14 protein-coding genes and 1 tRNA gene are annotated in these 11692 nt (G+C 63.0%); 10 read left to right on the top strand and 5 right to left on the bottom strand.

Annotation, left to right across the window (positions count from 1 at the left end; genetic code table 11):
• Position 1 precedes the first annotated feature (1 nt).
• From pstC to phoB, 5 genes are read left to right on the top strand one after another with little or no spacing between them, the layout of a single operon-like run.
• The gene (gene pstC, locus SKA58_RS04300) at positions 2–1396 is read left to right on the top strand and encodes a phosphate ABC transporter permease subunit PstC (RefSeq protein WP_009821136.1); all 1395 of its coding nucleotides are present in this window, start codon (positions 2–4) and stop codon (positions 1394–1396) included.
• Complete coding sequence (gene pstA / locus SKA58_RS04295) at positions 1393–2652, top strand: phosphate ABC transporter permease PstA (protein ID WP_037542112.1); 1260 nt, start codon at positions 1393–1395, stop codon at positions 2650–2652. Before pstC ends, pstA begins: the two co-directional genes overlap by 4 nt.
• An 8-nt stretch (positions 2653–2660) precedes the next feature.
• Positions 2661–3449 (top strand): phosphate ABC transporter ATP-binding protein PstB, encoded by a 789-nt coding sequence (gene pstB / locus SKA58_RS04290; protein WP_009821134.1) that lies wholly within the window; start codon positions 2661–2663, stop codon positions 3447–3449.
• 20 nt (positions 3450–3469) lie between these two features.
• The gene (gene phoU / locus SKA58_RS04285) at positions 3470–4165 is read left to right on the top strand and encodes a phosphate signaling complex protein PhoU (RefSeq protein WP_009821133.1); all 696 of its coding nucleotides are present in this window, start codon (positions 3470–3472) and stop codon (positions 4163–4165) included.
• Positions 4166–4167: 2 nt separating this feature from the next.
• Entirely contained in the window at positions 4168–4869 is a 702-nt protein-coding gene (phoB, locus tag SKA58_RS04280; RefSeq protein WP_009821132.1) for a phosphate regulon transcriptional regulator PhoB, read from the top strand.
• 79 nt (positions 4870–4948) lie between these two features.
• Here the strand turns inward: phoB and def are convergent, their stop codons facing one another.
• Both def and recR read right to left on the bottom strand, forming a co-directional pair.
• Positions 4949–5479 carry a peptide deformylase gene (gene def, locus SKA58_RS04275; RefSeq protein ID WP_009821131.1) on the bottom strand — a complete coding sequence of 177 codons (531 nt, stop codon included), beginning with the start codon at positions 5477–5479 and terminating at the stop codon, positions 4949–4951.
• Between the two features lie 60 nt (positions 5480–5539).
• Positions 5540–6136 carry a recombination mediator RecR gene (gene recR, locus SKA58_RS04270; RefSeq protein WP_009821130.1) on the bottom strand — a complete coding sequence of 199 codons (597 nt, stop codon included), beginning with the start codon at positions 6134–6136 and terminating at the stop codon, positions 5540–5542.
• A gap of 54 nt (positions 6137–6190) precedes the next feature.
• Between recR and fmt the strand changes: the two genes are divergently transcribed.
• On the top strand, positions 6191–7099 hold the full coding sequence (gene fmt / locus SKA58_RS04265) for a methionyl-tRNA formyltransferase (protein WP_009821129.1): 909 nt from the start codon (positions 6191–6193) through the stop codon (positions 7097–7099).
• Positions 7100–7191: 92 nt separating this feature from the next.
• Positions 7192–7932 carry a tRNA pseudouridine(38-40) synthase TruA gene (gene truA / locus SKA58_RS04260; protein ID WP_009821128.1) on the top strand — a complete coding sequence of 247 codons (741 nt, stop codon included), beginning with the start codon at positions 7192–7194 and terminating at the stop codon, positions 7930–7932.
• On the opposite strand, the gene SKA58_RS04255 is transcribed toward truA, so the two are convergent.
• Entirely contained in the window at positions 7923–8651 is a 729-nt protein-coding gene (locus SKA58_RS04255) for a queuosine precursor transporter (protein ID WP_009821127.1), read from the bottom strand. The genes truA and SKA58_RS04255 overlap by 10 nt on opposite strands.
• A 67-nt stretch (positions 8652–8718) precedes the next feature.
• On the opposite strand from SKA58_RS04255, the gene SKA58_RS04250 reads away from it, so the two are divergent.
• A tRNA-Arg gene (locus tag SKA58_RS04250) sits at positions 8719–8795 on the top strand.
• Between the two features lie 151 nt (positions 8796–8946).
• Here SKA58_RS04250 and SKA58_RS04245 read toward each other — a convergent pair.
• Together SKA58_RS04245 and SKA58_RS04240 are read right to left on the bottom strand one after the other, a co-directional pair.
• Positions 8947–9201 (bottom strand): hypothetical protein, encoded by a 255-nt coding sequence (locus SKA58_RS04245; protein ID WP_009821126.1) that lies wholly within the window; start codon positions 9199–9201, stop codon positions 8947–8949.
• A 15-nt stretch (positions 9202–9216) separates the two neighbouring features.
• A complete protein-coding gene (locus tag SKA58_RS04240) occupies positions 9217–10209 on the bottom strand; it encodes a hypothetical protein (protein WP_009821125.1) in 993 nt (330 codons plus the stop codon).
• Here SKA58_RS04240 and SKA58_RS19345 point away from each other — a divergent pair.
• Positions 10208–10492: an ArsR/SmtB family transcription factor gene (locus SKA58_RS19345; RefSeq protein WP_009821124.1), complete on the top strand. Its 285-nt coding sequence runs from the start codon at positions 10208–10210 to the stop codon at positions 10490–10492. The two genes, SKA58_RS04240 and SKA58_RS19345, sit on opposite strands and share 2 nt — an antisense overlap.
• A 51-nt stretch (positions 10493–10543) precedes the next feature.
• Positions 10544–11587, top strand: a complete 1044-nt coding sequence (locus SKA58_RS04235; protein ID WP_009821123.1) for a hypothetical protein — start codon at positions 10544–10546, stop codon at positions 11585–11587.
• Positions 11588–11692: the final 105 nt, after the last annotated feature.

The following is an 11692-nucleotide window of genomic DNA, read 5'->3' as shown; positions in this document are numbered from 1 at the left end:
CATGACCGGACCTGCCATCATTCTGCTGCTTGCAGGCCTGGGCGCCATCGCCTGGGTCAGCGCTCGCGCCCGCGCCATGCGGTTGCAGACCGCCGCGCGCGCGACCGGGCGTCGCGACGCCGTCCACTCGCTCCCTGGCTATCATGGCTGGTATGTGGCGCTGTGGACGCTGATCCCTGCCGGCATTTTCCTGGCGGTCTGGGCCAATGTCGCGCCGGGCCTCGTCACGCAGAGCGTGCTGGCGGACCCGGCAGCCCAGGCCCTGCCCGCCGACGGCTTCGCGCGGTCCGCCATATTGGGCGAAGCGCGCGCCATCGCCAGCGGGCTTCAAGCCGGGGCCTTCAATCCTGCGAGCGAAGCGCTGGTCGAACCCTATCGCACGGCGATCAGCGAATATGGCATCGCCGGCGCGGCGCTGGCGCTGATCCTCGCCTTTGCCGGCGGTGCCTATGCCTTCACCCGCATCCGGCCGGATTTTCGCGCCCGCACCCGGGTCGAGCGGCTGGTAATGATGGCGCTGCTGCTGGCGTCCTTGCTGGCGATCGTCACGACGCTTGGGATTGTCGCATCGCTCCTGTGGGAAAGCTTTCGCTTCTTCTCGATGGTCAACCCCATCGACTTCCTGTTCGGCTTCAAATGGTCGCCGCAATCGGCGGCCTTGGGCTATGGCAATGACGACGCGTTCGGCGCGATCCCGCTTTTCTGGGGCACGATCTTCATCGGCGCCATCATCGCCATGATCGTCGCGATCCCACTGGGGCTGTTGAGCGCGGTCTACCTGACCCAATATGCCAGCCCAACGGTGCGCAAATGGATGAAGCCGCTGCTGGAGGTGCTCGCGGGCGTCCCCACGGTGGTCTACGGCTATTTCGCGGCACTGACCGTCGCACCGGCCCTGCGCGATTTCGCCGTGTCGATCGGCATCCAGGGCGCATCGTCCGAAAGCGCACTCGCCGCCGGCCTCGTCATGGGCGTCATGATCATCCCCTTCGTGTCCTCGATGGCGGACGACAGCATCGCGGCCGTCCCCCAGTCGATGCGCGACGGCAGCCTGGCGATGGGCGCGACAACGAGTGAGACAATAAAGCGCGTGCTCGTCCCCGCCGCCCTGCCCGGCGTTGTCGGCGGCGTTCTGCTGGCCGTCAGCCGCGCCATCGGCGAAACGATGATCGTGGTCATGGCCGCCGGTCTTGCCGCCAACCTCACCCTCAATCCCTTCGCCAGCGTGACGACGGTGACCACGCAGATCGTCCAGTTGCTGACCGGCGACCAGGAGTTCGACAGCGCCAAGACGCTGGCCGCCTTTGCGCTTGGACTTGTCCTGTTCGTCGTCACCTTGCTGCTCAACATCGTGGCCCTGCGGGTCGTGAAAAAATATCGCGAGGCCTACGAATGAGCTCTCCCCTTTCTCCTGCCGAACGCCTTCCTACCGACTGGAAGTCCGACGCCATGCGCAAGCGGATCGCGCGGCGCTATGCAGCCGAACGGCGCTTCCGCCTGCTGGGGCTGGGCGCGGTGCTGCTGTCCGCTGCCTTCCTCGCTTTCCTGCTGGTGACGATGATGGGCAATGGCCTTCGTGGCTTCACCCGAACCGAAATCGCGCTCAAGGTCGATTTTCCGGCGTCGCCGCTGCTGCTCGACCCGCAGGCGATCACCGACGAAGCACTCGCCAACGCAAATCTGCCCATGGTGACCAGCACGGTCGCGGAAAAGATGCTGGGCAAGGAAGCGGATGCATGGCTTGCCCCGACCGCCTGGACCAGCCTGCGCGACGCGATCAAGGCTGATCCGACGATCCTCAATCGCACGGACGTCATCCGCGTGCCCGCATCGACGGACATCGATCTCGCCGCCAAGAGCGATGGAACGCCCGCCGCAGAAGCCGCTGTCAAGCGCCTCACACAGGCGGGGATCCTGTCGACCGGCTTCAACTGGAGCTTCCTGTCCTCGAGCGATGGCACAGACCCGACGCAGGTCGGTATCTGGGGCGCATTCAAGGGATCGTTGCTCACGATGCTGGTGACGCTGGTGCTCAGCTTCCCGATCGGCGTTGCAACCGCCCTCTATCTGGAGGAATATGCGCCCAAGGCCTGGTGGACCGACATCATCGAAGTGTCGATCAACAATCTGGCGGCGGTGCCTTCGATCATCTTCGGCCTGCTTGGCCTTTCGATCTTCCTCAATGTCCTGCACCTGCCCCGGTCCGCCGCGGTGGTCGGCGGCATGACGCTGGCACTGATGACGATGCCGGTCATCGTCATTGCCGGGCGCAACGCGATCAAATCGGTGCCGCCCAGCATCCGCGACGCCGCACTCGGCATCGGCGCGTCGCCGGTGCAGGTGGTGTTCCAGCATGTCCTGCCGCTCGCCCTGCCCGGTATCCTCACTGGCACGATCATCGGCATGGCCCGCGCACTCGGCGAAACCGCGCCGCTGCTGATGATCGGCATGCGCGCCTTCATCGCGACCCCGCCGGGCGGCGTGACCGATCCGGCGACAGTGCTGCCGGTGCAGATATTCCTGTGGTCGGACGAGGTGTCCAAGGGGTTCGTGGAAAAGACATCCGCTGCGATCATCGTTCTGCTGGTCTTCCTGCTCGCGATGAACGGCCTCGCCATCTACCTGCGCAACAAGTTTGAAAAACGGTGGTAATCAACCCCATGACTGACGAACAAAAGAGCCTGGCTCCGGCCAATCCCAAGATGACCGCGCGCGACGTCAAGGTCTTCTACGGCCCCAAGCAGGCGATCAAGGGCGTCTCCATCGACGTCGACATGGACAATGTCACTGCGTTCATCGGCCCGTCGGGCTGCGGCAAGTCCACCTTCCTGCGGACGCTCAACCGCATGAACGACACCGTGGCGTCGGCGCGGGTCGACGGAACGATCACCCTGGATGGCGAGGATATCTACGCCCCGTCTATGGACGTCGTCCAACTGCGCGCGCGCGTCGGCATGGTGTTCCAGAAACCCAATCCCTTCCCCAAGTCGATCTACGAAAATATCGCCTATGGCCCACGCATCCACGGCCTGGCCGCGTCCAAGGCGGACATGGACGTGATCGTCGAAAAATCGCTGCGCCGGGCGGGCTTGTGGGAAGAAGTGAAGGATCGCCTTCAGGACAGCGGCACCGCGCTGTCCGGTGGCCAGCAGCAGCGCCTGTGCATCGGCCGCGCCATCGCGGTCGAGCCGGAAGTCATTCTGATGGACGAGCCCTGTTCGGCGCTCGACCCCATCGCGACCGCCAAGATCGAGGAGTTGATCCACGAATTGCGCGGCCGCTACGCCATCGTCATCGTTACCCACAATATGCAACAGGCCGCCCGCGTGTCGCAGCGCACCGCCTTCTTCCATCTGGGCGAACTGGTCGAATATGGCGTCACGTCCGACATCTTCACCAATCCCAAGGCGGAGCGGACCAAGGATTATATCACGGGTCGCTACGGCTGATCCGCGCGGAGAGAAGCATCATGGCAGAACATACAATCAAGGCGTTTGACGACGAAATCGACCGGTTGCGGGGCTTGATCGCCGAAATGGGTGGCCGGGCCGAAGCGGCGATCGAAAATGCGATGCTCGCGCTGCAACGCCACGACAAGGTCTTGGCCGCCGAGGTCGTCGCCGATGACAGACGCATCGACGCGATCGAGGCGGAGGTCGAGAAACTGGTGGTGGAGGTGATCGCCCTGCGCGCACCGATGGCCAACGACCTGCGCGACGTGATCGCCGCGTTGAAGATCGTCAGCGTGGTCGAGCGGATCGGCGACTATGCCAAGAATATCGCCAAGCGCGTGCCGCTGGTCGCGACCAACAGCCGCACCGTTGAGCCGATTTCACTGCTGCCGTCGATGGGGCAGGTTGCGGGCGAGATGGTGCATGATGTGCTCAACGCCTATGCCGCGCGCGACGCTGATCTGGCGCTGGCGGTGGTCGAACGCGACACGGTGGTGGACGATTTCTATAACAGCGTGTTTCGCACGCTGGTGACCTACATGGTCGAAAATCCCAAAACGATCAGCGAATGCGCGCATCTGCTGTTCATCGCGAAGAATATCGAACGCATCGGCGACCATGCGACCAATGTCGCTGAAATGGTCTATTATGCCGCAACGGGCAAGACATTGCCCGAACGGGAACGCGGCCCCGACATCCAGATGGAGGATTGAGCATGCCGCGGGCCAAGATGCTGCTGGTGGAAGATGACGCGGCGCTCGCCGAACTGTTGATCTGGCATTTCAAACGCGAGGATTTCGACGTTTCCCATACCGTCGATGGCGAAGAGGCGCTGCTGATGGCGCAGGAAACGGTGCCCGACATCGTCCTGCTCGACTGGATGGTGGAAAGCCTGTCGGGGATCGAAGTATGTCGCCGCCTGCGCCGCATGACGGGCACGGCCAATGTGCCGATCATCATGCTGACCGCGCGCGGCGAGGAAGAAGATCGCGTGCGCGGGCTGGAAACCGGCGCGGACGATTATGTGACCAAGCCCTTTTCTCCCCGCGAACTCGTCGCCCGCGTCGGCGCGGTGCTGCGCCGCGTGCGCCCGGCGCTGGCGGGCGAGACGCTGACCTTTGCCGATGTGGAAATGGACACGGTCGGCCACAAGGTCCGCCGTTCCGGCCAGGTCATCCCGCTTGGTCCCACCGAATTCCGTCTGCTCAAGCATTTCCTGGAGCATCCCGGCTGGGTCTTTTCCCGCGAGCGGCTGCTCGACAGCGTGTGGGGCCAGGATAGCGACATCGAGTTGCGCACGGTCGACGTCCATATCCGCCGCCTGCGCAAGGCGATCAATGCCGATGGGCAGTATCAGGACATCATCCGCACCGTGCGATCGGCCGGTTATGCGTTGGATACCGATGGCGTGGCCTGACGCTCACGCAAAGACCGGATCAGTATGAAAAAGCCTCTCCGGCCAGACCGGAGAGGCTTTTTTCATTAGCCTGATGATTTCAGGCGGCGCGGCGCGCCTTGTTGAGTTTCTTCATCAGCATGTCGCGCTTCAGGCGCGAGAGATGGTCGATGAAGAGTATGCCCTCCAGATGATCCATCTCATGCTGGAGGCAGGTGGCGAGCAAACCCTCCAGCTGTTCCTCATGAATGCGGCCTTCGCGGTCCATCCAGCTGGCGCGGATCACGGAAGGCCGTTCGACCTCGGCAAACTGGTCGGGAACCGACAGGCAACCCTCATTATAGACGGACAGATCGTCCGACCCCTTCAGGATTTCCGGGTTGATGAACACCATCGGATTCTTGACCGGCGGCGCACCTTCCTCATCCGATTCGGGTTCCTGCAAGTCGATGACGAGCACCCGCTTGGGCACGCCGACTTGAATGGCGGCAAGGCCGATGCCGGGCGCATCATACATGGTGTCGAACATATCATCGATCAGCGTCTGGAGATCGTCGTCGATCGCGTCGACACGGGTCGAAATGGTGCGCAGCCGGGGATCGGGCGCTTCGAGAATGGGACGGATTGCCATGCGCCGAACATAGGCGGAACGTGCGGCATTATCAAGCCGCCCGCGACGCATCCACGCGCCTCAGCCTACCGGCCGTCGCGCCCGCAGCGCCTGCGCCAGCGTGCCTTCGTCCAGATAATCCAGTTCCCCGCCCACCGGTACGCCATGCGCCAGTTGCGTCAGACGGATCGGAAAACGCTCCAGCCGTTCGGCGAGATAATGGGCGGTGGTCTGCCCCTCCAGCGTCGCATTCATCGCCAGCACCACCTCATCAATGCCGCCCGCCTCCACGCGCGCAACCAGCGCATCGATGGTCAGATCCTCCGGCCGGACGCCGTCCAGCGCGGACAGCCGGCCGCCCAGCACATGGAAGCGGCCGGGAAACAGGCGTGACTTGTCGAGCGCCCACAGGTCAGACACATCCTCCACCACGCACAGCGCCCGCGGATCACGACGCGGATCGGCACAAATGCCGCACGGATCCACGGTATCGACGTTGCCGCATAGATGACAGGTCACCAGCCGCTCATTCACCGCCTCCAGCGCACGCAGCAGCGGCTCCATCGCGCCTTCCCGGCGCTTGAGCAGGTGCAGGACCGCGCGCCGGGCCGAACGGGGGCCAAGCCCGGGCAAGCGGGACAGGGCCTGCGTCAACGTCTCGATTTCTGGTGAAGCCATAAGGTGAGATAAGGGGTTGCATGTCCCAACGACAAGGGGTTTGAGGAGCCGATCATGCGTATCATCTATATGGGCACCCCCGAATTCGCCGTTCCGGCGCTCGACGCGCTGGTAGCGGCCGGTCATGAGATCGCCGCCGTGTACAGCCAGCCGCCCCGCCCGGCCGGCCGCGGCAAGGGGCTGCGCGCCTCGCCCGTCCACCAGCGCGCCGAAGCGCTGGGCCTGGAGGTGCGCACGCCCTTGTCGCTCAAGGACGGCGATACGCAGGCAGCCTTCGCCGCGCTGGAGGCCGACGTCGCGGTGGTGGCGGCCTATGGGCTGATCCTGCCCCCGGCCATATTGGCTGCGCCGCGCCAAGGCTGCATGAACATCCACGCCTCGCTGTTGCCGCGCTGGCGCGGGGCGGCGCCGATCCAGCGCGCGATCCTGGCGGGCGACAATGTCACCGGCGTCACCATCATGGACATGGAGGCGGGGCTGGACACCGGCCCGATGCGCGCCAAGCATGTCACCCCGATCGAAGACAAGACGGCGGGCGCGCTGACGCAGGAGCTGGCGCAGGCCGGAGCGGACCTGATGGTGGAGGTGCTGGACGACCTGTCGCTGCATCCGCCCGTGCCCCAACCGGACGAGGGCGTCACCTATGCCGCTAAGATCGACAAGGCGGAATCGCGCATCGACTTCACGCAGGACGCCCATGCGATCGAGCGGCAGGTCCGCGCCTTCAACCCCTTCCCCGGCGCGTTCTTCGCCTATCAGGGGGAGCGATTCCGCATCCTGGCCGCCCATGTCGAACATCATGCCGGCGCGCCGGGCGAGTTGCTGGATGACAGTTTGCTGATCGGGTGCGGCCATGACGCGATCCGCCCCACGCTGATCCAGCGCGCGGGCAAGGGCGCGATGAGCCCGGGCGAATTGCTGCGCGGCTATGACATGCCGGCGGGGAGCCGGGTGGATGGGTAAGAACAGCCCCGTTCGCCTCCTCCCCGTCGAGACGCGGAAAGCGCATCCCATGCCGTTTCTCGACTCCGCTCGAAACGAACGCGGCTAGCATCATGCCCCGCTTCGCCTTCACCGTCGAATTTGACGGCCGGCCCTTCATGGGCTGGCAACGGCAGGCGCATGGCCCCAGCGTCCAGCAAACGATCGAGGATGCGATCGCGGCCGTTACAGGCGAGGCGGCAGTGATCCATGCCGCCGGGCGAACGGATGCCGGGGTGCATGGCCTCGCCATGCGCGCCCATGCCGATATCGCCAAAAACATCGCCCCCTTTCGCCTGATGGAGGCAATCAATGCGCGAATGCGGCCCGCCCCGGTCGCCATCCTGGCGTGCGAAACGGTGGCGGACGACTGGCACGCCCGCTTTTCCTGCACCGGGCGGTCCTATGTCTATCGCATCGCCAACCGCCGCGCGCCGCTGACCTTCGATGCGGGGCTGGTGTGGCGCGTCGTCCAGCCGCTCGATGCCGATGCGATGCAGGCGGCGGCGCAGCATCTGGTGGGGAGACATGATTTCACGACATTCCGGTCCGCCCATTGCCAGGCGCACAGCCCGTTAAAAACGCTCGACCGGCTGGATGTGGAACGGCAGGGCGACCGCATCGCCATCCATGCCGCCGCGCGCTCCTTCCTGCATCATCAGGTGCGGTCGATGGTGGGTTGCCTCGCCATGGTGGGCATGGGGCACTGGACCGCAAACGATCTGCGCGACGCACTGGCGGCAAGGGACCGCGCGGCGCTGGGCCTCAACGCGCCGCCCGATGGCCTCTATTTCGTGCGCGCGACCTATCCTTGAGGGATGCTGGCGCGGAAGGGCGTGAAATTCGTGCCTTCGTCATAAATGTCCAGCCCTTCCCGCCGCTTGACGAAGCCGACCACCGCATAGGTGACGGGCGTCAATATCGCCTCCCAGCCGACCTTCATCGCCCAGTTCGTCACCATGACGGTCGCCACCTGTGCGTTGGTCCAGTCGCCGTAGAAAGCAAGTGGGTAGAAAAGCAGGCTGTCCACCCCCTGCCCCACGATGGTCGATCCAATGGTGCGCATCCACAAATGCCGCCCTTGGGTGAGCAGCTTCATCCGCGCCAGCACGAAGCTGTTGGCCAGTTCCCCCGCCCAGAAGGCGATGAGCGAGGCGAAGACAATGCGCCAGGTGCTGCCGAACACCGCCTCATAGGCCGCCTGGTCGGGCCAGCCCTGCGCCGGTGGCAAAGCAACGACGACCCAGCTCATCAGCGCCATGAACAGCATCGCGGCAAAGCCCGCCCACACGCACCGGCGCGCGCGGGCATAGCCATAGACTTCGGTCAGCACGTCGCCCAGCACATAGCCCAGCGGAAAGAAGAGGATGCCCGCGCCAAATGTCACGCCGCCCAGCGTCGACAGCTTTGCCGCGCCGATCAGGTTCGACAGCAGCAGGATGGCGACAAAGGCCGCCATGAAAAAATCATAATAGCGCAGCGGCCGTGCGCCGAGCGCCCCCGCCCCGATCCTTTGCACCGCCCCGTCATCCATGGCTTTCTGCTTATCGGGCGGACAGGCGATTGCAAGCGCCCTTCCCTGCCGCTATCGCGCAAGCCACGGCCCCGTAGCTCAGTTGGATAGAGCATCCGCCTTCTAAGCGGATGGTCGCAGGTTCGAATCCTGCCGGGGTCGCCACCCTAATTTCGGTTGTCAGCAAGTCTGCTCCTTTACTTCATTTTCGTGATCCTCTGAGCGGCGAGAATGGCCAATTTCGGCCGTTTCGGTTTTAGAGGGTGTAGCGAAGTAGGCGGTTTTCGCCGTCAGCGAGGAGTTAGGAACGTCCCATTCAGGACGGCAAATCGACCCGATCGAGTATTCTCTTGAGCAACGTCCAAGGCCCATCCCGGCGAGGATGTGACGATATTTGCACCCGGGTATCTATCCCCTGCACCCCTAGTCGGCGGTTTTCGCACTGGACGATCCGAGCAGTATAATCGCTGACGTCGGCCAGCCTGCTCTCGTTCTCGATCTTCATCTGCGCGATATCGAAAGACGCTGCCTCATCGCCACCCGGCCAGATTGTGATCGTGACGACCATCATGGCCTGCGCGCCTCTCTACGGCGCGAACCTGGATTCGAGTTGCAGGTCGAGCCCTTCAGCCAACGCACTTTGAGGATTGCTGGCGACCATCGCCAAAATCGCCCCCATCGCGTCCGACACCATAGAGACCGCCAGCGGGTTGCTCGCGTCGTACCCTCTGCGGACCTCAGCCTGGTCCGCCAACTGTCTTCCATAACGAAGTCTGAGCAATCCTCTCGCCTCGGCGAGATCGCAGGCCATCATCGCATGGTAGACATGATGGATTTGACCCACCTGCACATCGACGATCGTCGCGGTGTAGAGCGTTCGACCATGTCCGACACTGTCCCGGTCCCTATCGGTATTCCATAGCCCCCCAGACACCGTCTCTCCGGTCATGCCCGCGTCACGACAGAGGATTTGATCGACCAGATCACTTGGCATGCCCAGTTCCAGATCGAGCGAGTGGAACATGATGCACCTCATCAACCCCGGCGCGGTCAAACAGGCTTCCAGCGGTCGCGCCCCGTCAAACGGAGGCTGCGGGCTATACAGCCAGGCCAATGGATCGGACGGCAAGCTGTCACGCTCAAACCGAGCGCCGGTTTCAACGGCCGCGATCACAAGGCGATCGACCATCTTGTAGGTCAAATCGAATGACACATCGTCGGGGCTATCGCTGGCTAGCGGATCAGGGCGTCCCAACAGAGCTGAAGTGGTAAAGTAATCCAGCGCTGAGCGCTGGGTCCGTGCAGCTATTCTCTGTTCGTACATCTCATGCGTCAGCATTGCGAAACCCTTTCTGTCACCATCCTTTTCAAAAGAAGCCTGCGCGAGTCGCTTGCTCCACTTGCAGACTTGTACATTCATTTCAATGATTCTGGAATTATAGAATTGAACGGTGTCCGATTTGCTGTTCCAACGGACGTCGAAACGGACATCGGCCGGTACATTGTTGGTTTGGCTGACGGATCTGTCCGTCACTAACCGTTTGACCGGTTGGGATGGATCGCTGATAGTCTGGTCCATGGACTCATCAGCAATGGTCGAGGCCCTGGCTGCGCTGGGGCAACCGACTCGGCATGATATCTACCGCCTCCTCGCCCGGGCGCCTGAAGGCCTGCCGGCGGGAGAAATCGCGCGCCACCTCAATGTCGCTGCAAACACGCTATCTTCCCACCTAGGAATTCTATCGCGTGCCCACCTGGTCTCCTCGCGCCGTGCGGGAAAACAGGTGATCTATCAGGCTGATACAGCCGCAGCGTCGTCCATCGGCACATACCTCAATGGCTTGGCCTCAGTGACGCCCTGAATTTTCTGAATACGCTCTGCTTCGCTCCTCGAAACTCAGGAGTGAAGAAAAATGGAAGATCGCATTGCCCACTACATGGTGACCTTCACGCCTCAGCAGTGGCCGGAAGCTTACCGGCGTGCTCTGGAAGTTGAAGAGCTCCCCAGGAAGGGCAGTCGGCGAATGGCAGCAGCTGTTACCGCTGCCGCCACTCGGCTGGGGTATAAGGAGCGCAACTTCTTCAAGATCATTCGGGCGTACAAGGACTCGCTCCAACTGAACGATCAGGTTCTGTCCAACTACCCCCGTCAGCTTCCTGCTGAAACGAGAGCAGCTCTCGAAGAAGCCATCGCGCACGCCGGCCCGGGCGCTCGGCCAGGGGCGATCCAGTCTGCCGCCGAAGCCTTGTGCGAGAAGCGTAAAATAAGTCCACCAAGCAAACGGGCAGTCCGCACGAGACTCAATCTGCCCATGGAAGTGACCGATATCGCGTCCTACACCGGCATGAATACCGACTACGCCATCGATATGTCGCCACTCGATGTGGCGGTCGATGGCCCCGATAACATCCCCTATCACGCTGTCCTCACCGCGTTCATCGACGTCAGCCGTGGTATCGCTCTTGCCCATGTGGTGACTGCAGATCGGCCAACTGCCGACGACATCCTCCAGTTGGTCACCGAGGCAGCTGAGAAGACGAGTTCCGCATCACCCGCACGCGCATCTTTGGTAACCTATCGCAGCGCTCCCATCGATGACCCACGCACGAAAGCCCAGTTACGCTCACTCGGCATCGCCCAGTCAGACGTTCAGGTAGATTCTCGTCGGCCAGGATTGGCCCTCACTGCTATGTTCGGCACCAAGCTCGGCCGCGTGCCTCTCAATCCCCGCCGCAATCCTTCCATCCCATTCGCGATTCGCGAAACTCTGCCTCTGCCTGTCGTGCGTCCAGCCGTTGCTCTGCTTCTGGAGCGCTATCACGCTGGCCTGCAGATCAATCGCGAGGCCGAGCCCGCCGTACCAGCCGCGGCAGCGATCCAAGCGATTACCAAGGGGCCAGTGAAATCAACGCCAATTGAATTCGCCTATGCCCGACCTCTGTCCCCGACCAGGTAGCACTTTAGCGGCAGGTGAGATTGTCGCAGCGCGCTGACTGAATGGGATCCCAACGATCATTCCCCCTTCCGCCTGATTGATCTTCGAACATCCACCTTGCGTTAA

It is taken from the genome of Sphingomonas sp. SKA58, assembly GCF_000153545.1.
GTDB lineage: Bacteria > Pseudomonadota > Alphaproteobacteria > Sphingomonadales > Sphingomonadaceae > Sphingobium > Sphingobium soli.
The sequence above is the reverse complement of the archived record's forward strand: the minus strand, read 5'-3'. Positions and strand labels throughout refer to the sequence as shown.